Genomic DNA, 19,880 nt, shown 5'->3' on the forward strand with positions numbered 1-19,880 from the left:
ATAATGAGGATTCGCAAACACATGCGGATCCTCATTTTTTGAAGGAGTGTTAATATTGGCAAGAGTAACTGGAATTGGTGGCGTGTTTTTTAAAAGTGAGGACCCAATCAAATTACGCAAATGGTATGAGGACAATTTAGGAATTCAATCGGACGCATATGGCAAAACATTTCTATGGAATGCCACAGAACCCCCTAATGTGGGAAGTACCGTGTGGGCACCATTTAAACAACAAACCACCTATTTTGAACCTTCCCAGAAACAATTTATGATTAATTTTCGTGTAGACAATCTTCCTGAATTGGTGAAAGAACTTCAAGGAAAAGGGCAAGAAATTTTAGCACCTATAATAGAAGAAAGTTACGGGAAGTTTGCACATATTTTGGATCCTGAAGGCAATAAAATCGAATTGTGGGAACCTGTTGATCACGTCATGCAGGATTTGATTAACGAAGAGAACACAAAATGAAAATCACTATAGAATGATTTGAAAAAGGCGATGTAAAAAAGAGGAAAGGATAACAGCTGTTCCTCTTTTAAATCCTATAATTCAACGATTTCAAAAGTTTCCAGCATACGGTGAAATCTAGCACCATGACCTTCAGCAGCTTCAAGGAAATAGTACTGCGTGATAATAAAGCTGCCTTCTTTGCCATTGCTGATGACATAGGCATGGACCACTACACTATCTGATTGATTGCCATTAATTCCATGTAACAAATAGCCAGTTACTGGTTCTGTAACTTCTTCAATGGCTCTTAGTTCAGGGAAATCCTTCTTCAGCTCTTCTTCATATTGCTCTACAAGTAGTTCTGGTTTAATATCAGGCACTTGTTTGATTTCCATCGATACATCTGGATAATTTTCTGGAAGCGGCTCTTTCGTCGTGATGAGGTCCGTTTCTTCGCCTTTAATCATTTTGTATCGCTCTTCATCGACGTAGATGACGTACTCCGAATCAATTCCTTCATTTAGTTGAACTTTCGTTTCTTCGTCTTGACCTTCAATACTTTGGATCACTTCTTTTTCAGGGACAAACATATCCTTAATGCTATTTACAAATGCCGCACCTGTATCTGTTTGCAAACTCAATGTAATCAAAATCCCTGCAGCTACTGTAATAATAAGTGGAATTACACGGCTTATTTTTTTCGTTTTTCTACTATCTTTTCTAGTCTTTTTGTCTTCACTAAACAACTCATTTTCCAACATAATCCAAATTTCATCTTTCAGTCCAAGACTATCCTTCTCTGTTCGTGCATGAAGGTCATCTATTACTTTTTTATCAATATTACTCATTTTTAGGTATCCTCCTTTTCGGTTGAAGTCAACTGATCTTGCAGTCGTTTTCTTCCTTTGAACAATCTGGACTTTACTGTGTTTTGATTAAGGTCAAGAATTTCAGCGATTTCTTTCTCACTGAAACCCTTTACGTATTTTAGAATGAGTGGGATGCGATGTGTGTCATCTAGTGACTGGATGACATCGTATAAATTAGTAAGACGTTCAACAGATTCCTCGGCCAGGGAAGGTTCATTTTCTAAGTCGGGATGTTCGAACTTTGAGTATGATGAATCCTTTTTTAGTAACCGCATGCATTCATTAGTTAAGATTCTGTAAAACCAAGGTTCAAATGGAAGATTCGGATTGTAGCTTTTAATTTGTCGGAATACACGAATGAAAGTCTCCTGTACCGCATCCTTGGCCATTTCACGATTCTGTGTAATCGCAGAAGCTGTTCGAATGGCATATTCTGAATAGGCTGCGTAAAAACGACGAAAAGCATCCTTATCACCCGATTGTATTTGTATAATCCATTCATTATTATTCAATCATTATTCACTCCTTCCTGAACAACGGTTGTTATTCTTACTATATTTACCCTTAGAAAGGCTAAGAAGTTTTCGACGTTAAAAATAATTGTTAATATGAGTCAATTATCATTCATAAAACTGGATGAAAACATTATCATTCTAAAAACAGAGATTCTTTATATTTCCGTCCGATACTGGCTGACGATTTTCACGGGCAGTCCATGTGCCACCTCGTTGCATGAAAAACCATCGCTTTCTGCAGGTCACACAGGAGAAAACCTTATTGAGACGAGTAACCGCAGTTTGACAATTAACGATTAACAATTTAAACTAACATTAGCTACTTTGTAAAACAAGGTAGTTATTATTTTAATTGCTATCTTGTTTTACAATGTACTGTAAGGGAGGAAAGGCCATGTCACTTAGAAGTCAGCTGCTAAAAGGGATATTAGATGGTTGTGTACTGGCAGTTATTGCGAAAGCACCTGTTTATGGCTATGAACTTTCGAAAAAATTGCAAGATCTTGGTCTCGGAGACGTTAGTGAAGGAACGATTTACCCTGTGTTATTACGCTTGCAAAAACAAGCATTAATATTGGGAGAATTTAAACCTTCAGAATCTGGTCCTAACCGAAAATATTATTCACTGACGCAAGAGGGTATTAATGCACTACAAATGATTTCATTGGAATGGAAACAACTATCGATTCCAATTAATGCTTTATTAATGAAAGGAGAAGATGTTCATGAATGTTAAAGAACTAATCAAACAAAATAATGAAAAACGAGAAAATCTAAATGAAGAAAATAAAAAATATTACACGGACTTGATGTTATACATTCGTACAAAATTAACATTGTCTGAAAAACAGGCAGAAGAAGTCCTAATGGAAATGTTAGATCACTTATTGGAAGCTCAAGAAGAAGGAAAGACAGCTAATCAAGTATTTGGAGAAAATCCACGAACATTTGCTGATGAACTCATTGAACAATTGCCGGAAGAAGAGAAGCGTGACATGGTCAAGTTTGTAGGACAGCTAGCTTTTAGTTTAGTTGGTTGGTTTTTAGTGACGCGCGGATTGGTGTTGCTGTTATTCTCAAATTTTGTAGATGTAAGCACTACTGTTTATATTGTTCCAACAATTATCATCTTTGGATTGCTTGCCGGTATTGTGTTTATAAGTGTAAAAGTAATCTTTGGATTAATTCATCAGTCACTCTTCAAAGAAAAATCGGCCGATAAGATGAATATGATTAAAGTTGGATTGTTTGGGGCAGGAAGTTTCGCGGTAATATTAGGAGCTAATTATTTCATTCGAGGTTTTGGTCCATCTTTTGAATTTCCGTGGTCAGCATCAATTGGAGCGGGGACCGTTTTTCTATTAATTACCTGGTTAATGAAATTCAAAACAAAGGTCAATTAAACAAAGTAAGCGCTATACAACGATTAGAAAGAATGTTTGTCGTTTGACAAAGATTCTTTTTTTAATTATTATATGTTTAAATACTTGAACGTTTAAACATACGAACTAATAGGGGGAATATAAAATGAAAAAAACAGCATTAATCACGGGAGCAACTAGTGGATTAGGATACGAATTTGTACAATTATTAGCAAAAGACCAATATGATCTCATCGTGGTTGCACGAAATGAGGAACAGTTATTAAGTATTAAATCCAAATTTCCGCAATTACATGTTACAGCGATATCAAAAGATTTAAGTAAACCTGGTTCAGTAAAAGAAGTTGTTGAAGAAATAAGAGAAAAGCAACTACAAGTAGATGTATTAATAAATAATGCAGGCTTTGGATTGTTAGGGAAATTTGACGAATTAAATGTGGAGAAACAACTTGAAATGATCCAACTTAATATTTCAGCTCTCACCGAGCTAACCCATGCTTTTCTACCTGAAATGAAAAAGAGGAAATCTGGTAAAATAATGAATGTAGCAAGTACAGCTGCTTTTCAACCGGGTCCGATGATGGCTGTTTACTATGCAACGAAAGCTTATGTACTGTCTTTCTCTGAAGCTCTAGTTGAAGAGTTAATGGGCACAGGAGTGAGTGTGACGACGTTATGTCCAGGGGCGACAAAAACCAATTTTGGATCTGTTGCTAATGTTGAAAAGACTAAAATGTTTAGTAAGGCTATGGATGCCAGTACTGTGGCGTCATTAGGTTATATAGGAATGCAAAAAGGGAAACGAGTGGTTATTACAGGTAGCACAAATAAAGTGGGGGCAGCGGCTGCCAAATTTTTGCCGAGAAGTACAACGGCGAAAATCGCCAAATATGTTGCGGGTGATAAATAAGAAGTAATGGAGAGGTGTCAAAAATGGCTCAACAAGCAATTGATGTATTTAGAGCATGTATTCCTTTATTTCAAACATTCTCAGACCCAGCGAGACAAGACATTATCTTGTTATTGGCTGAACATGAAACATTGAGTGTGAATGAAATAGCTGATCAATCCATATTATCAAGGCCTGCTATTTCGCATCACTTGAAAATATTAAGAGATAATCGATTAGTGCAGATTGAACAGAAAGGGACTCAACGGTATTATTCCCTTTCTCTTGAAACAAGCGTGGAGCAACTAAAAGAGTTAATCAAACTGGTCGAAGAGGAATGTATTTTGTAATAAATTTTGCAATTAAACATTCTCCAGGTAGCGTTCTATAAGAGCGAGAAGGTTTTTAACTCACAGGAAAAGGGCTAAATTGAGATGCTACAGCGAGACAATTGGTTAAATAAAAGGCTACCCCTTTGTTTAAAATGGGGTAGCCTTTTGAGATTTGCGCCTAGCACACCGCGAAAGCATGAAGAATGAGACCTGCAATTATATGTGGTTTTCATATTTGTTTGCTCATGCGGAACGTGCGGCCAGCGCAACTGTGCAATAAAGAGAAGCATCGTTTAACACAGTCTTAATTTTAAGAAACAAACAAGTGAGCGAATAGAACAATGATTGGTAAAGTAATAATTGTACGTAAAACAAAGATGATCACAAGTTCCATGAAGTTAACTGGAATATTTGAGCGTAAAATCAAAATTCCGATTTCAGACATATAGATTAATTGAGTTAAAGATACACCAGCAACTACAAATTTCGTCAAGTCGCTTTCAAGACCACTACCTAAAACTGCAGGTAAGAACATATCCGCAAAACCTACTAAAATCGTTGGTGCAGCCTCTGCAGCTTCAGGTAACCCTAGTAAAGTTAGCACTGGAATTAACGGATAAGAAATGATTTTAAATAATGGCGTGTATTCAGCAAGTATTAGTGCTAGTGTACCTAGAGCCATAACAAGTGGAATCAAACCTAACCAAATATCTAGTACAGTCTCAGCACCAGACTTTGCAAGATGCTTCGCACTACTTACTTGGTTTGCCTTACGACGTGCTTCATCGAACCCCCATTTAACTAAAGAAACGCCTTCTGGGATATTGTCATCAATTTGTTTTCCCACTGGCTCGTAATAAGTATCTTCTTTACGTGACAATGGCGGGATGCGTGGCATGATAATCGCTGCAACTACACATGCAACCGATACTGCAATATAGAAAGGCAGGAACAAGTGACCGATACCAACGACATTTGCTACGACAAGACTAAAGGCAACAGAAGCAATTGAGAAGGTTGTAGCAATAACAGAAGCTTCACGTTTTGTATAATAGCCTTCATCATATTGCTTCATTGTTACTAGAACTCCAACTGGTGCAGCTCCCATCCATGATGCCATACAGTCAACTGCTGAACGGCCAGGTAACGTAAACACAGGTCGCATAACCCGATTAACTAAAGCACCAACAAACTCCATTAATCCGAATTCAACTAACAATGGTAATAAAATACCAGCAAATAAAAACCATGTTAGCAACACTGGAGCTAAATCATATAACACCACGCCACCAGTATTTCGTGAAGATATGGCTTCAGGTCCAATTTCATAAAATGCCATAATTCCGACTGCAAATCCAACGACGCGAACGATCAGACCGAATGGACCAGTAATAAAAATAGAACGTAAAAATGTTGAATCTCGAACAAATGTTGGTTTCAAAGCTGTTGCCGCTATGGTTGCGAATGCTGAAAAACCTAGTAGTAATAAAATAAATGCAGGAATCCACTCACCAAATGTAGTCTGTAAATATGAAGCTAAAATTCCAACCCCGATTGTTACTTGTCCGTCATACTTTACGGGCACTAAAAATAATAATGCCCCAATCAGTGACGGAATGATAAACTTCCATGTTGCGGACGATGAAATCGCCGTTTCCCCTTTGTAAATCGTAGTCATGTCCATTTCCCCCTTATGCTTTGTAAGCTAGTAGTGCTTGATTCAAAACATCAATCCCTGTATCAATTTGTTCTTTGGAAATAGTTAACGGTGGAATCATTCGAATGACTTCACCTGAGTTCCCACAAAGATAGAAAAGCACACCTCTTTTTAAGCATTCATCTAATACTTCCATCACGGCTTCTCCATTTGGTTTGCCTGTTTCAGGAACTTGTAGTTCAATACCTATCATCAAACCAACGCCTCTTATATTTTTAATGAGTTTATGTTTCTTTTTCAACTGTTCAAGTTGCTCTAAAGCATAAGCTCCCATATTTGTTGCATTTTCAAGTAACCGTTCTTCTTTCAATACTTCTAGTGATGCAAGTGCTGCTGAACAAGCAATCGGGTTACCTCCAAATGTTGTACCGTGAGTACCAAGTGGCCATTTAGCCATTAACTCTTTAGATGCAACAGTTGCACTCAGTGGGAGTCCAGCGGCAATACCTTTAGCGATTGCCATAATATCTGGAGTAACCCCAAATGTTTGCGAAGCAAACCAGTTGCCAGTTCGCCCAAAACCAGTTTGAACTTCGTCAAAAATCAATAAGATGCCATGACGATCACAAATCTCTCGAATTTTTGCAAGCCACTCTTTAGGTGGAATAATATAGCCACCTTCACCTAAAACAGGCTCTAATATCATGCAAGATACTTCTTCAGGAGTTACTTGATGATTAAAAAGTTTTTCAACATCACTTTCTAGTTTTTCCGGGAAGAACGTTTCAGGATTTGCTCCTTCAGGTAAATCATCTGGATGCGCATAGGGCAGTTGATACGTTAGCCATGAAGGCTGTAAAAACTTTCGATACTTACTTTTGGAAGTCGTTACACTTAATGCTCCGATTGAACGTCCGTGAAAACAACCAGTAAATGACACGACATATGGTCGCTGAGTTGCATATTTAGCTAATTTAATCGCTCCTTCAATTGCTTCAGTGCCGCTGTTGGCGAAGAAGAAGTTATCAAGTTTTGGGGGCAATATTTGTTGCAATTCATGTGCTAGTTTTAAAATAGATTCATATATTATGACTCCGGATGGACCGTGGATTAAAGTGTCTGCACTATCCTTAATAGCTTGAACAACTTTAGGGTGACGATGTCCAACGTTTTCTACTGCAATGCCTGAAGTGAAGTCTAAATATTTCTTTCCATCTACTCCGTAGTAATAACAACCTTCAGCTTTTACGACGGGTAAATTGGGATGGTCCTTTGCCATGCTTGGTGCGAGCAAGTTTGCAATAGATCCCACTAGATGTTGAAAATCTGGTTGTGTTACTGTCGTCATTCGGTCTCATCTCCTATATGTGTGTGTAGATGTTTTTTTAACTTACGAACTACAGAAGGTTGGCTTATTCCTAATACACGTGCCATTTCTGTTGTCGTCTTATAGTGGTTCTGTGCATTCAATAATACTTTTTTCTCAACAAAATCTAGAATAGTTGGAAGTGTTTGTCCTTCAATCTCAAAACCAATTTGTTCTTCATCCATTGGACGGTAGGTAGCAGGTAAGTCTTGAAGAGTGACAATATTAGTTTCACTTTCGATAAAGCTACGTTCCAGTACATTTTGTAGTTCCCGGAAATTACCTTCCCATTTAAGTTGAAGAAGATACACGTACAAATTATCAGCAATTTTTTTAGGTTCATTGTATTTCTTGATTAATTTTTGCATAAACAGGTCTATAGCTTTTTCTAAATCTTCAGGTCTTTCACGTAAAGGTTTTAATTGAATGGGAGCTATATGGAGTAAATAAAATAAGTCTTCGCGTAATGTGCCTTGTTTTACTAACAGGTCTAATGGAGTTTCACTTAACGCAATTATTCTTGTTGATTCTTGGTTATTTAGTAGATTGAATAGAACTGTTTGAGAAGAATGAGATAATTGATCAATTTCTTTTAGCACAAGTGAGCCACCATCAGCCAAAGATAAATAACCTTGTGACATAGAATCTTTATTGCCAGTGAAAGCGATTTCAAAAACTGTTTCAGGAATTGTTCCGCAATTCACTTCAATAAAAGGTCCATCACTTCGATTACTTTTAGAATGAACAAATTTTGCTAACGTTGTTTTACCGACGCCAAGTTCACCTTGAATGACAATCGGTGCATCAATACGTGCCATTTTAAGGGCTGTTTTTATTGCACGAGCCGAAGATTGACTTTCCATAGCGGAACCATCAATTTGAATATGTTGATCCCGTAAATGTGCAAGTTCTTCTTTTACTTTCGACATTTCAGTTTCTAAATCTCGCAAGTACTCTTTCATAACAATTAGCTCAGACAGTTCGAAAGAGTAACTAATCACAAACTCAACCTCACGTTGATCGTTAAAAAGGGGAATACCAGTAATAAGTACTTTGCGACCGGAAGGAGTCGTTTGAACGGTCACTACTTTTTTCTTTTTCTTGACTACTTCAGGAGTAATAGCTGGCGAAAAAATCCCTTGTGCTTCTAAGTCGTAAACAGACTTACCTAGAAGGTCTCCGGGTGCTAAACCATAGTGCTCTCCACTAATTTGCGTTACTTTAATAATTTTCCCTTCACGGGTAGTAATGATAATATCTTCATCATGTGTATCTATAATTTCTTCATCCGTATTTGGAAGTAATAACATCGAATTCATTATTGAACTCCTTTATTCATTCTTGTATAGAACTATACAATAATGAATAATCTAATTACAAGTGCAATTTGAATAATTCTAATAATTTATTTTTTGGCTCAGATAGAGTTTTTTGTTTTATTTACGCTATCAGCACGTTCCGTATGGGACACCAAGTTTGGGAACTAGATTGAATTTAGGAATTAAAAAGGAGTTAAGTGAACATGTCACTTAACTCCTTTTTTCATGATTTAGAGGATGTACCAGAGACTTTTGAGTCAAAGTGATCCAAAAACCCCGTCAACATAGAGGACATTCCTCTTGTTTAACATTTAGTTGTAAAATTTCCGTGTTTAGTTGTAAAAATCAGGCACTTAGTTGTAATTTTGAACGATTTAATTGGAAAAATCACGGGTGTAGTTGTAATAGTAAAATTATGGAACAATAAACAAAAGGTGTTACTAACAGAAAAGGCTTTTGGTGGTAGCCAAAAGCAGTAATCTGGTCTTTAATTTTGATGTTTGAAAGAGAAAAGTTGATGTCACTACACTTTCGTTTATCGCACAGGTATTATCCTAGATCCTTAGTGAAAGGAATTTCAATACACATTTAAAGACGCCAATTAGGGCGTCTGAGGTCGTTGACAAAAGTATTTTTACAACCATCACTCAATCTTTGTGAAGTTGTCAGCCAGTGTTTGACGATAAAGCATAAGGACCGTTAGCACTTTTTCAATCTTTTGTTAAAGTCTTAATAGCAGGCAGGGACTGCCACAAAGACTACTGTGGGAATAGCTTGAATTGAAGACCCGTCGCAAACGAATTGTTAAGACCAACTCGTTCACTGCGGGGTCTAGTTTGGACACGCTTATTCCGCAGGAAAGATATTGGACGAACTGTCATTTCGTCCAATATCTTTGCGACGAGTAACCGCAGGAGCAATCTTCTTTGCGACGAGTAACCGCAGGAGCAATCTTCTTTGCGACGAGTAACCGCAGGAGCAATCTTCTTTGCGACGAGTAACCGCAGGAGCACCATGTTTTCCCGTCGACTTCTACTACAATCATTCTAGTGAACAAGTATATGAGAGAGCTTTCGAATTAGTGATATGGAGCAAAACAGTGAAGACTCCAGCGGGAATAGCGAAGTGTAGAAATCCACTTGGACGTTAAGTCCGAGTTAGTTCGGCGCAAGCCCGCGGAAAGCGTAACTGTTTTGCGGAATATCAACAGCAACATTTAATATAGTCTTTTATTAAAGCAATTATGTAATCACTACACTTTCGTTTATTGCACAATTGCGTTAGCGTATCCTTAGTGTAAGGAATCAAGTGTCGGATAATTTAAAAACACATTTAAAAGACGCCCTGTTAAGGCGTCTAGTTTAGTTATATATCTATCCGAATTAATATCTAATTGCAGTGTTTTTACAATTATTTCTTGCGGATGACTTTCCATGAAGTACGAGAAATTTCTTCGAGTTCTGAAGCATCAAGTTTGAATGTTAAAGCCCCCACATTGTCTTGTGCATGATGGACCTTAGTGGCCCCTGGAATTGCAAAAACAGTATCTCCGTGGTAATGAATAGTCCAGTTTAACGCAACTTGACTAGCACTCACATTATACTTTTCGCCAATGGCATCCAGTAGAGAAATAAGTGGTTTAGTTTCTGCTAACCCAACTTCTTTAAACTTTCGTTGAAGTCTTCGAGGGCCTTTAGCATCTTGAATTAACGCAGGGTTGTCATGAAATTTCCCTGTTAGCAATCCTTGTTCAAGAGGCGAATAGGCAATAATAGAAATTCCGAGATTCTTCGCACTTTCAAGCGTTCCATTCTCTTCTATTCGACGGTCGAGCAAGCTGTATTTCACTTGATTCGAAGCAAGTGTTAGACCGTTGTCAGTCAAAATACGATGGGAATTGACCATTGCAGTTGCATTAAAATTACTTACACCAACATGCTTAATATGACCATCTTTTACTAATTCAATCATAGCTTTGATTTGTTTTTCAACAGAAGAAAGCGAATATGGTTGGTGGATTTGATACAAATCAATTGGACGATTACCTAGCGCTTCTTTTCGTGTATCAATTGTTTTTGAAAGTGAGGTAGCTGTTCGAAACATTGGCCACCATTTGGTTGCAATTCTTGCCTCTTCAGGTGTGGTACCAATGTTGTTAAGTGCTTTTGCTAATATTTTTTCGGACTCGCCACCACCATAAACTTCTGCTGTATCGAACCAATTGATACCACCATCTAAAGAAGTTTTGATGATGTCTTCAGTCAATTGGTCATCTAAAGAACCCCAAAACTTACCAACGATGCCAGTTCCTTTGCTAAATTGCCACGTTCCGAGTCCAAGGGGGGACAAGAGTAAATCTGTTTGACCTAATGGTCGTTTCATTATGTTGTTTTCCATAGACTTCAGCCTCCAAAAGAGCGTTTATTTGGGGTAAGTGTAACACTTGTTCTCTGAAGTTAGCGAATATCATGCGGTTTGAAAGTTTTATTAAACTATTCCATAATACAAACTAGAAACTTAACTTCCTAAGGGGGAAAAACAGTGAAAGACGATTTAGAATTTGATATGGAAATGGCGAGAGAATACGATAAAGGAATTCGCCGTGCTTTGCCTACATATGATGCGATGTTTCGTATAGTACAGTCCTTCTTAAGAGCTCATGTAAAAGACGCAGCAAACATCTTAGTCGTCGGGGCTGGTGGAGGAAATGAAATCGTAACGTTTGGTAAAGCTAATCCTACTTGGACATTTGTTGGTGTTGACCCGTCGGAAGCGATGCTTGAAGTAGCGTTACAAAAAGCGAAAAATGAAGGCATTGAAGAACGAGTGACCATACAAACAGGGACAATCGAGCAAGTGGATTTAACTGGAGTGTTTAATGGAGCTACCTGCTTACTTGTCCTTCATTTTGTAGAAACTGTAGAAGAAAAATTAAGTTTATTAAAAACAGTGAATGAAAGCTTAGAACCTGGATCACCTTTTGTCCTCGTGACGATGTATGGAGATCAATCTGAACCAGAATTTGATGTACGTATGAATTTATGGAAATCCATATGGCTGGATTTAACCGACTTAACAAAAGACGAAGTGGAAGGTATGGAGGAATCGGTTCGAGAACTATCTTTTAGTTCTTCAACTGAAATCGAAGAACTTTTAGAGCAAGCTGGATTTGAAAGAGTTACACAATTCTTTTCAACCACACTATTTGGAGGTTGGATTGCACATTCTACAAAATAAGAAGACAGAGCCATGGCTCTGTCTTTTTATTCTGTCAAAGGAACTTGAAAATAAAAATTCGCTTTTTTAGAAAGTTCAAGAGGATTCAATTTGTGAAAATCAGTGTTTCTTAGATTTTTGCGATCAAAAACCATATTAAATATGCCACCATAATAATCTAGATTTCCTTCCTCATCTTCAATCGGAGTTTCAATAATTAAATCAACTTTTTGTACTTCCAGCTGTCTCTTTATATCTTGGAGTACGTTTGTGCAACTATCGAGAGTATCGGCTACAAACTCTTCGTATGATTCATCTTCAAACATATAGGTAAGTACGACAATTTTCATATTTCCAGTTTCAACATCAAATTCAATTTGCTTTACCGCATCGTCTTCAAGTTCATGGCGATATCCGAAATTTTCTAAGATGGAGTAGCTAAGGGTTTGCTCTAATTCGCTTAAATTTGATGTACTATCTTCTGAATTAGCCACCTCACAACAACCTGAAATTAAAATTAAAAGGAATAGCATTACTATTTTTTTCAATTGTTTTCAATCTCCTTCAAATGGATTCGAGAGAATTATAATCTATTAAGAAGTAGATTGGAATATATTTCAATTAAATCCAAAAAGAAATTTATTATTTTATTCAACTATTTCTTCAAATAGGTTTCTACTTTTACTAGAAGGGGAACTTAACGTATAAGATGACAAGTAGAGGGAGTGCCGAAAATGGAAGCAGCATCAAAAGCTCAAGCAAAGGATAAAATGAGGGAAGCAAAACCGTGGATACGTAGATTTGGGCGTTTCGGATACATGGCAAAAGGCGTTGTTTATGGAATGATCGGAATTCTGGCAGCACTTGCTGCTTTTGGACCTGAAGGAGAAACGACGGGGACTTCAGGTGCGTTACAATCGATCGCAGAAATGCCTTTTGGAGAAGTATTACTTTGGATAATCGGAATTGGTTTAATCGGTTATATTGTATGGGATTTCATCAAAGCCATTAAAGATCCAGAAAATGAAGGTACGGATGCAAAAGGTCTAATAAAACGGACAGGATATTTTATTAGCGGAATCATTTATGCGAATTTAGCTTTTGGGGCCATCAAATTGGCAAGTCACACAGGAAACGCTGGTGGAGGTGACTCGGAACAAACGATTTCTGCGAAATTAATGGAACAACCTTTTGGGGTGTGGATTGTTGGTTTAGTGGGGGCCATTATTATCGGATATGGATTGCATGAACTATTTAGTGGAGTCAAAGAAAAGTTTATGGAGAAATTCAAGACTTATGAAATGAATGCCAAAGAACGTAAATTGGCTCGAATTTCCGGTAAAGTGGGATTAATTGCACGTGGTGTAGTACTAACTATGGTTGGATTCTTTTTCATTAAAACTGCCTATACCCATGACGCTGATCATTCCAAAGGTCTCGGAGGAGCTTTAGATGAAATGGCAAGTCAACCATTTGGTCAGTTCCTACTCGCAATGGCAGCGGTTGGTTTAATACTATACGGTATCTATCAAATCATTCGAGGACGTTATCAACATATGCATTTTGGTGAAGAAGGAAAATAAAGAAGAGAGCCATTCACAAAATGTGAATGGTTCTTTTATGTTTATTGTAGGAGAAATAGAATGTGATAGTATTAGAAAATAGAATAATATTAACGGACGAAGGTTCAGTGAAGGAAGAATAATTATGCGCGTGTACGCAGCACTTATTGCACTTAGCCTCATTTGGGGGTTATCTTTTGTATTTATTTCAATTCTAAGCGAGCCGGCAGGGGTATGGGGAACTGTATTTATCCGCTGTTTAGCAGGGGCATTATTATTATTACCATTATTATGGTATAGAAAAAAAGACATTATCAAGCCTATTCCATGGAAACCCTTATTGATAGTTGGCGTGATAAATGCTGGGTTGCCATGGGGATTAATTGCTCTTAGTCAAACTCAGATTGATAGTAGTTTAGCTGCTGTCTTAAATGCATTTACACCCATATTCACAGGGTTAATGGGGTTAGTGTTTTTTGGTTCCATATTACTAAAACAACAATGGATAGGAATAGCTACTGGCTTTATCGGCATCTTGATCATCATGGACTTTGATATTTCTTTATTGTTTGGAGAAAGTTTTGTAGGAATTGGCACAATGATCATCGCTACTATGTGTTATGGGTTTTCTTCACATTACGTTCGTAAACATTTAAGAGAAGCCGGAATTATTTTTGTTACTACTTGCACATTAATAGTTGGAGCATTTGTCGGAGGAGTCACGATGCTTTTAACAAATCCCAACCAATTACATTCGCTCGCACAAAATCTGAATGGCGAAATTCTATTCGCAATAATTGGGCTTGGATTCTTTGGTTCAGGTATTGCCCACTTATTATTTTTCTACTTAATGAGAGAGAGAAGCCCAGAATTCGCCACTTCCGTAACTTATTTAATTCCGATTTCAGCTATTTTCTGGGGATATTTTTTATTAAAAGAACCTGTTTCTTTACATATGATTATTGGATTATTAGTCATTTTATGTGGCGTGTATTTGACAACTCGTCCCAAACTATCCTTCAATTTTTTCGCAAAAGGTAATAACGGTTAAAATGATTAAAGCCACAACAAACTCTGTTGTGGCTTTTTCTATGATGAGAGAACTTAATTCGCGTAGTCAAACCATTTCCTTAAAGAATCTTGAATGAACTCAAGTCTATGGAGGAATAGTACAAAAGAAACGGAAAAATTATATTTATAGCATGTTTTAAATAAAACCCACATATATAGGAATAGACATTAAAGAGAGTCTCTATGAGGAAAGAATGCTTTTTAATAATTTTACACAAAATACATAATATTCAAATTAATTTATGATATGCTCATTTCCATACTATCCATTTGGAGGGAAAACATAGTGAAATTCAAAAGATATATTGTTTTTATGTTAATTGCAGTTCTAGCATTTTTACCATTTCTAATTGAGGATAATCAACCAAAGGTAATTGCGACCGATGAATATGCTCAATTAGGAAACAGCATCAATAAAATCCTTCAAGATGAACGACTCGATGGCGCTACGACCGGAGTAAGTATTCGAAAAGCAACTACTGGTGAAATCGTTTATGATCATTTTGGTGAAACTAGATTACATCCAGCCTCCAACATGAAACTACTGACTGCGGCAGCTGCTCTAGAAACATTGGGGGAAGATTATCGTTTCACTACGGAAGTGCTAACTGATGGCCAACTAAAAGGTGGAGTGTTACAGGGAGACGTTTATTTGAAAGGAAAGGGAGATCCAACATTGCTGAAACAAGATTTCGATACTTTGGCTAAAAATCTTGCTTCAAAAGGCATTAAGAAAATTAATGGAAACTTAATTGGAGACGATACTTGGTATGACGATGTCCGTTTATCGTCAGATAAAAACTGGTCTGACGAATCTTACTACTATGCAGCTCAAGTATCTGCATTAACGGCTTCACCAAATGCAGACTTCGATGCAGGGTCCGTTATTGTTGAAGCACATGCGAATGCAAGCGTAGGAGAACCAGCTACAATAAAGGTATTACCTAAGACTGAGGTGGTGAAAATTATCAACCGCTCTGAAACAGTTGCCTCAGGAACGAAAAACATCACGATTGAGAGGGAACATGGTACAAATAATGTTGTTATTGAAGGTACCGTTCCAGTTGGTGGCACAGTCACACGTGAATGGACTGCAGTTTGGGAGCCTTCATATTATGCTCTTGATCTTTTCAGAAAATCTTTACAGGAACAAGGCATAAAATTTGGAGGGAAACCACAAGTCACACTCGCAAAAACTCCAAGTGAAGCTCAACTGCTAACATCAAAAGAATCGATGACTCTTAAAGAATTATCGATTCCATTTATGAAGCTAAGTAACAATGCCCATGCAGAAGTATTGGCAAAAGAGATGGGTAAAGTGATTTATGGTGAAGGAAGTTGGGAGAAAGGGCTTCAAGTAATTAAAGAGAATTCTTCAAAATTAGGATTAAACATGGAGCGAATCATGATTCGAGATGCCTCAGGGATGTCGCATATCAATTTGATTCCTTCGAATGAAGTAACTAATCTTCTCGTTTCTGTTCAAAAAGAACCTTGGTATCAAACATTTTTAACATCCCTTCCAGTAGCAGGAGTGGGCGAACGATTTGTCGGTGGAACTTTACGTAATCGAATGAAAACTGAGCCAACTGTCGGAAACGTTAAAGCCAAAACCGGAACATTAACAGCAGTCTCTGCTTTATCTGGTTATGCCACAACCAAAGATGGAGAGCTTCTCGTTTTCTCAGTGCTCATTAACAATGACTTAGCAGCGGTTACGCCAATTGAAGATCAAATTGCCACGGCGATTGCCAACTATACAAAATGAAAATAACGACTAGCTTCCCATACTAAAATGTGGGAAGCTATTTTTAGATAGAATATTACGAATACAAGGAGATTAACATGTTAACAAGGAAACAATTAAAAGATATTGAGACACTTCAAAAAGAATGTGAAAAACATGATAGCTTACAACTTAAATTAAACTGGGAAATGTTAAGAAGCCGAGAGACAAATCAATTTGATTTTCTGACGTATGAGAATGAAGAATTAATCGCATTTTTGGGTGTGTATGCATTTGGTTCAACTGCAGAAGTATGCGGAATGGTGAAGCCAAGTGAACGTCGTAAAGGTCACTATAATGAATTGTTTAAGAGAGCGAAAGTAACAATGAAACATCACGGTTTTAAGAAAGTATTACTTAATGCCCCAGCGAGTTCGAATGCAGCGAAAGCATTTCTTAATACCGTAGGAGCGATTTACAAATTTACTGAACATCAAATGCATTGGCAACCTCAATCACTTGAAGATTCAGCTGGCTTTACTTTGAGACATGCGACAAAAAACGATACAGATATGCGAGTTAAGCTCGACGTCGAAGCGTTCGGAGTGCCCGAAGAAGATGCCAGAGCGATGGAAAGTCGAATTGACAGCGATGAAGACACTGATATGTTAATGATTGTAGTGGAAGATAAGACGATTGGAAAAGTTAGAGTGAAACGAGAAGAGGGAGAGGCTTGGATTTATGGTTTTTGCATTTTACCTGAATACCAGGGAAAAGGGATAGGACGCAAAGTACTTCGTGAAGTTGTTAAAGGCCAAAACGAATTAGGTCACTCCGTTCATTTAGAAGTCGAAACAAAAAATGCACACGCGTTAAAGTTGTACGAATCTGTTGGATTCAAAGCAGTCCATGCACAAGATTACTATGTATACCAAATGGAAACCGACTCTCAGTGAGTCGGTTTTTTTATTTCGAGGGTATGGTAAAGTTAGTGTACAAGATAAGAGGAGCGGATTAAATGGATCGTTATTGGTTGAAAATTAAAGAAAGCATTTGGTTTATACCGACGTTGTATAGTTTGTTTTCAGTAATATTGGCAATTACTTTCTCAACCATTGATCATATATATCATCAAACGATTTTAATGTATGTACCACATGTGCTATTGACGACAGTTGATCTTGCGCAAACGATTTTAGGTGGATTGTCAGCAGCTTTACTAACTATGACAACATTTACATTTTCCACAATTATGGTCGTGTTAACGACTTACTCATCGCAATTCTCACCACGTACTTTGAAAAATTTTGTGCGAGATCCTATGGTGTGGCGAGTTTTAGGTGTCTTTATGGGTGGCTTTATTTACACCACATTATCGTTGTTATTCATGCAAGAATCGATTGCAGGAGAGTCTGTCATTTCGTCACTAGTTGGTGTGTTGTATGCAATGGTTTGTTTAATATTCTTTGCAATTTTTATCCATCATATTGCCCGAAATATTCAAGTAAACACTTTAATCGAAAAGTTAACAATTGAAGGTATTGAGGCTGTTGGTTGTTATGAGGAGTTGTTAAAGCGTAAAGATATGACAACAGAAACGACTGATAATTGGCAGGTCAGAGGAATAGCTAATCCGATTGCTGCGGAGAATGATGGCTATTTGCAATTAATTGATATTGATCAACTCATTGCATTAGCACAAAAGCACAAGGGGAAAATTGAAATGAATTGCTGTATTGGAGATTTTGTTCAAACAAGCACCCCGGTTGTTACGCTTTACACAAATAATCAAATCACGTTTGAAGAAGTTGACAAGCTTTTTGTTGTGGGGAGTGAACGTGACACGAGACAAGATCCGGTTTTTGCTATTCAAAAAATGGTTGAGGTGTCACTTCGCGCGATATCACCAGGAATAAATGATCCAAATACAGCAATTCATAACATCTATCAATTAGGAAGATTACTAGGTTCATATAGCCAGCTTCCAAAGAAAGACTTCATCTTCATGGATGAAGATAAACAGTCACGTGTTAAAATGAGTTTACACTCATTTGATGAATTACTGTATCAGACTTTTCACCAGCTACGCCATTATGGGAAAAGTGACATTTCGATTATGGGGGCTATTACAGATTCTCTAATTATGGCAGCCGTCCAAGCACCACTAGAGAGCAAAAAAGATATTTGGACAATTCAATTGTATCTAATTGAGGGGATGGAGAATATAGACTTTCAATCATTGGATCGTTTGTTCTATCAAAAAAAGATAGATAAATTAGCGGATTTGGTTGGAGAAGAGTCTGTAAATGGCATCTAAATAAAAAAAATCATTAAAAAAATAGCGAAAGCATCAAATTTTGATGTTTTCGCTTGGGTTATGATTAATATTCTTTTAACATATTGCGTTTTTTCTCAGTGTTAAACTCAAGTACTTCATTAGAAGGATCATAAGATTCACCGTAGAAATGTTCGTCTTTAAAAGTATGAATGTTTTCATACGTCCATTTCATGGCTTTATAAATTTCTAATTCATCTTGATTACCTGGAGACCAATACAAAATTTCTAACACTGTATTTTCGCCTGTCGCTAGAGAACGACGAATGTAACCAATGCGGGATGCATGTTTAAAGTCTTCACGAGCGTAGAATTTAAGTCGTTTTTCAGTGTCGGTGTCTTCATAATTTACTGGTTCGACTTCGAGTAAAATAGGTTTGTTTTTTTCTTTTAATTGATTTAACAGCTTACGACCTAATCCTTCACCGCGAGCTTCTTTAGATACAAATAAGTAATCAACAAATACAAAATTTTCAAACTCGACGTACATAAGCACGTGTTTCGGACCTTCATCTTTAATATAAACATTACCTTTTTCAGCTAGCAACGTTTCCATATGCTCTTTTGATTTCATTTCTTCAACTGGGAAATATTGATTAAGTTTTTCGTACCAATTCATATAAACAGTCTCCTTAAAAATGTATTTTACGCGGAGTTTTTGTTTGTGTAGTATTGTAAGAGGAAAAAAGTAGGCGAGAAAAAATCCTCGGTATTATATTTACCCACTTTTTCAAATGTCTAAACATTTTTCTAAAAACTTTTTATTTGAAGCTAAAAGTTGTTCTGGAAGGTTGTCAATTGGAAAGAAACCTAAACTTAAAGTTTCTTGTGCTTTTGCTTGAAGCGTTCCTGAGTAGGTCTTTGTTCGATAAACTACTGTAACGGAGTAAAATTCATCTCCATTATCAATTTTAAAATAATAATCAGAACCAGAAAAAATCTGACATAGTTCTAAATCTGAAATGAATAATCCGGTCTCTTCTAAAACTTCTCGGCTTGCAGTTTCTTCTAAACTTTCACCAATGTCCATTAATCCACCGGGTAAACCGAATAATCCAGGTTTACGTTCTTGCAATAGTATTTCATTAAATTCATTTTGAATAATGACAACTGCTCCCGGTAAGATTAGGGGACGGTGACCAACGTATTGTCGAATTTCTTGATAATATTCCATAATAACGTCCTCCTTT

General features: G+C 37.1%; 20 protein-coding genes. 11 read left to right on the plus strand and 9 right to left on the minus strand.

What is annotated here, in order from left to right:
- Nucleotides 1-55: 55 nt before the first annotated feature.
- Complete coding sequence (locus WBG45_RS02265; RefSeq protein WP_424412176.1) at nucleotides 56-469, plus strand: VOC family protein; 414 nt, start codon at nucleotides 56-58, stop codon at nucleotides 467-469.
- A gap of 74 nt (nucleotides 470-543) precedes the next feature.
- Here the strand turns inward: WBG45_RS02265 and WBG45_RS02270 are convergent, their stop codons facing one another.
- Both WBG45_RS02270 and WBG45_RS02275 read right to left on the minus strand, forming a co-directional pair.
- On the minus strand, nucleotides 544-1,299 hold the full coding sequence (locus tag WBG45_RS02270) for a hypothetical protein (RefSeq protein WP_424412177.1): 756 nt from the start codon (nucleotides 1,297-1,299) through the stop codon (nucleotides 544-546).
- A 2-nt stretch (nucleotides 1,300-1,301) separates the two neighbouring features.
- Nucleotides 1,302-1,832 (minus strand): RNA polymerase sigma factor, encoded by a 531-nt coding sequence (locus WBG45_RS02275; protein ID WP_424412178.1) that lies wholly within the window; start codon nucleotides 1,830-1,832, stop codon nucleotides 1,302-1,304.
- Nucleotides 1,833-2,229: 397 nt separating this feature from the next.
- On the opposite strand from WBG45_RS02275, the gene WBG45_RS02280 reads away from it, so the two are divergent.
- From WBG45_RS02280 to WBG45_RS02295, 4 genes are all read left to right on the plus strand, one after another.
- The gene (locus WBG45_RS02280; RefSeq protein ID WP_424412179.1) at nucleotides 2,230-2,571 is read left to right on the plus strand and encodes a PadR family transcriptional regulator; all 342 of its coding nucleotides are present in this window, start codon (nucleotides 2,230-2,232) and stop codon (nucleotides 2,569-2,571) included.
- Nucleotides 2,561-3,238: a DUF1129 family protein gene (locus WBG45_RS02285; protein WP_424412180.1), complete on the plus strand. Its 678-nt coding sequence runs from the start codon at nucleotides 2,561-2,563 to the stop codon at nucleotides 3,236-3,238. Before WBG45_RS02280 ends, WBG45_RS02285 begins: the two co-directional genes overlap by 11 nt.
- Nucleotides 3,239-3,362: 124 nt before the next feature.
- On the plus strand, nucleotides 3,363-4,127 hold the full coding sequence (locus WBG45_RS02290) for an SDR family NAD(P)-dependent oxidoreductase (RefSeq protein WP_424412181.1): 765 nt from the start codon (nucleotides 3,363-3,365) through the stop codon (nucleotides 4,125-4,127).
- A 23-nt stretch (nucleotides 4,128-4,150) separates the two neighbouring features.
- The gene (locus tag WBG45_RS02295) at nucleotides 4,151-4,456 is read left to right on the plus strand and encodes an ArsR/SmtB family transcription factor (RefSeq protein WP_424412182.1); all 306 of its coding nucleotides are present in this window, start codon (nucleotides 4,151-4,153) and stop codon (nucleotides 4,454-4,456) included.
- A gap of 292 nt (nucleotides 4,457-4,748) precedes the next feature.
- On the opposite strand, the gene WBG45_RS02300 is transcribed toward WBG45_RS02295, so the two are convergent.
- The 4 genes from WBG45_RS02300 to WBG45_RS02315 all read right to left on the minus strand — a co-directional run bounded on the left by WBG45_RS02300 (nucleotide 4,749) and on the right by WBG45_RS02315 (nucleotide 11,177).
- Entirely contained in the window at nucleotides 4,749-6,116 is a 1,368-nt protein-coding gene (locus tag WBG45_RS02300) for a YjiH family protein (protein ID WP_424412183.1), read from the minus strand.
- A 13-nt stretch (nucleotides 6,117-6,129) separates the two neighbouring features.
- Nucleotides 6,130-7,443 carry an aspartate aminotransferase family protein gene (locus WBG45_RS02305; protein ID WP_424412184.1) on the minus strand — a complete coding sequence of 438 codons (1,314 nt, stop codon included), beginning with the start codon at nucleotides 7,441-7,443 and terminating at the stop codon, nucleotides 6,130-6,132.
- Nucleotides 7,440-8,780 carry a sigma 54-interacting transcriptional regulator gene (locus WBG45_RS02310; RefSeq protein ID WP_424412185.1) on the minus strand — a complete coding sequence of 447 codons (1,341 nt, stop codon included), beginning with the start codon at nucleotides 8,778-8,780 and terminating at the stop codon, nucleotides 7,440-7,442. The genes WBG45_RS02305 and WBG45_RS02310 overlap by 4 nt, the downstream gene beginning before the upstream one ends.
- Before the next feature lie 1,410 nt (nucleotides 8,781-10,190).
- Nucleotides 10,191-11,177 carry an aldo/keto reductase gene (locus WBG45_RS02315; RefSeq protein ID WP_424412186.1) on the minus strand — a complete coding sequence of 329 codons (987 nt, stop codon included), beginning with the start codon at nucleotides 11,175-11,177 and terminating at the stop codon, nucleotides 10,191-10,193.
- 144 nt (nucleotides 11,178-11,321) lie between these two features.
- Here WBG45_RS02315 and WBG45_RS02320 point away from each other — a divergent pair, with 144 nt between their 5' ends.
- Complete coding sequence (locus WBG45_RS02320) at nucleotides 11,322-12,017, plus strand: class I SAM-dependent methyltransferase (RefSeq protein ID WP_424412187.1); 696 nt, start codon at nucleotides 11,322-11,324, stop codon at nucleotides 12,015-12,017.
- A 26-nt stretch (nucleotides 12,018-12,043) separates the two neighbouring features.
- On the opposite strand, the gene WBG45_RS02325 is transcribed toward WBG45_RS02320, so the two are convergent.
- Nucleotides 12,044-12,544 (minus strand): hypothetical protein, encoded by a 501-nt coding sequence (locus WBG45_RS02325; protein WP_424412188.1) that lies wholly within the window; start codon nucleotides 12,542-12,544, stop codon nucleotides 12,044-12,046.
- A 186-nt stretch (nucleotides 12,545-12,730) separates the two neighbouring features.
- Between WBG45_RS02325 and WBG45_RS02330 the strand changes: the two genes are divergently transcribed.
- The 5 genes from WBG45_RS02330 (at nucleotide 12,731) to WBG45_RS02350 (ending at nucleotide 18,672) form a co-directional block, all read left to right on the plus strand.
- Entirely contained in the window at nucleotides 12,731-13,579 is an 849-nt protein-coding gene (locus tag WBG45_RS02330) for a DUF1206 domain-containing protein (protein WP_424412189.1), read from the plus strand.
- A gap of 124 nt (nucleotides 13,580-13,703) precedes the next feature.
- The gene (locus WBG45_RS02335; protein ID WP_424412190.1) at nucleotides 13,704-14,609 is read left to right on the plus strand and encodes a DMT family transporter; all 906 of its coding nucleotides are present in this window, start codon (nucleotides 13,704-13,706) and stop codon (nucleotides 14,607-14,609) included.
- A gap of 333 nt (nucleotides 14,610-14,942) precedes the next feature.
- Nucleotides 14,943-16,397 (plus strand): D-alanyl-D-alanine carboxypeptidase/D-alanyl-D-alanine endopeptidase, encoded by a 1,455-nt coding sequence (gene dacB / locus WBG45_RS02340; protein WP_424412225.1) that lies wholly within the window; start codon nucleotides 14,943-14,945, stop codon nucleotides 16,395-16,397.
- A 77-nt stretch (nucleotides 16,398-16,474) separates the two neighbouring features.
- Nucleotides 16,475-17,311, plus strand: a complete 837-nt coding sequence (locus WBG45_RS02345) for a GNAT family N-acetyltransferase (RefSeq protein WP_424412191.1) — start codon at nucleotides 16,475-16,477, stop codon at nucleotides 17,309-17,311.
- 62 nt (nucleotides 17,312-17,373) lie between these two features.
- Nucleotides 17,374-18,672 (plus strand): DUF2254 domain-containing protein, encoded by a 1,299-nt coding sequence (locus tag WBG45_RS02350; RefSeq protein ID WP_424412192.1) that lies wholly within the window; start codon nucleotides 17,374-17,376, stop codon nucleotides 18,670-18,672.
- A 64-nt stretch (nucleotides 18,673-18,736) separates the two neighbouring features.
- On the opposite strand, the gene WBG45_RS02355 is transcribed toward WBG45_RS02350, so the two are convergent.
- Nucleotides 18,737-19,309: a GNAT family N-acetyltransferase gene (locus WBG45_RS02355; RefSeq protein ID WP_424412193.1), complete on the minus strand. Its 573-nt coding sequence runs from the start codon at nucleotides 19,307-19,309 to the stop codon at nucleotides 18,737-18,739.
- 111 nt (nucleotides 19,310-19,420) lie between these two features.
- The gene (locus tag WBG45_RS02360) at nucleotides 19,421-19,864 is read right to left on the minus strand and encodes an NUDIX hydrolase (RefSeq protein WP_424412194.1); all 444 of its coding nucleotides are present in this window, start codon (nucleotides 19,862-19,864) and stop codon (nucleotides 19,421-19,423) included.
- Between the last annotated feature and the right edge of the window lie 16 nt (nucleotides 19,865-19,880).

Origin of the sequence: Paenisporosarcina sp. (assembly GCF_049671445.1) — a bacterium.
Taxonomy (GTDB): Bacteria; Bacillota; Bacilli; order Bacillales_A; family Planococcaceae; genus Paenisporosarcina.

Coding starts and splice junctions, on each gene's coding strand:
- WBG45_RS02270 (WP_424412177.1), bottom strand. CDS start 1,299: ATGAGTAATATTGATAAAAAAGTAATAGATGACCTTCATGCACGAACA.
- WBG45_RS02280 (WP_424412179.1), top strand. CDS start 2,230: ATGTCACTTAGAAGTCAGCTGCTAAAAGGGATATTAGATGGTTGTGTA.
- WBG45_RS02285 (WP_424412180.1), top strand. CDS start 2,561: ATGAATGTTAAAGAACTAATCAAACAAAATAATGAAAAACGAGAAAAT.
- WBG45_RS02290 (WP_424412181.1), top strand. CDS start 3,363: ATGAAAAAAACAGCATTAATCACGGGAGCAACTAGTGGATTAGGATAC.
- WBG45_RS02295 (WP_424412182.1), top strand. CDS start 4,151: ATGGCTCAACAAGCAATTGATGTATTTAGAGCATGTATTCCTTTATTT.
- WBG45_RS02300 (WP_424412183.1), bottom strand. CDS start 6,116: ATGACTACGATTTACAAAGGGGAAACGGCGATTTCATCGTCCGCAACA.
- WBG45_RS02305 (WP_424412184.1), bottom strand. CDS start 7,443: ATGACGACAGTAACACAACCAGATTTTCAACATCTAGTGGGATCTATT.
- WBG45_RS02310 (WP_424412185.1), bottom strand. CDS start 8,780: ATGAATTCGATGTTATTACTTCCAAATACGGATGAAGAAATTATAGAT.
- WBG45_RS02315 (WP_424412186.1), bottom strand. CDS start 11,177: ATGGAAAACAACATAATGAAACGACCATTAGGTCAAACAGATTTACTC.
- WBG45_RS02330 (WP_424412189.1), top strand. CDS start 12,731: ATGGAAGCAGCATCAAAAGCTCAAGCAAAGGATAAAATGAGGGAAGCA.
- WBG45_RS02335 (WP_424412190.1), top strand. CDS start 13,704: ATGCGCGTGTACGCAGCACTTATTGCACTTAGCCTCATTTGGGGGTTA.
- dacB (WP_424412225.1), top strand. CDS start 14,943: ATGTTAATTGCAGTTCTAGCATTTTTACCATTTCTAATTGAGGATAAT.
- WBG45_RS02345 (WP_424412191.1), top strand. CDS start 16,475: ATGTTAACAAGGAAACAATTAAAAGATATTGAGACACTTCAAAAAGAA.
- WBG45_RS02350 (WP_424412192.1), top strand. CDS start 17,374: ATGGATCGTTATTGGTTGAAAATTAAAGAAAGCATTTGGTTTATACCG.
- WBG45_RS02355 (WP_424412193.1), bottom strand. CDS start 19,309: ATGAATTGGTACGAAAAACTTAATCAATATTTCCCAGTTGAAGAAATG.
- WBG45_RS02360 (WP_424412194.1), bottom strand. CDS start 19,864: ATGGAATATTATCAAGAAATTCGACAATACGTTGGTCACCGTCCCCTA.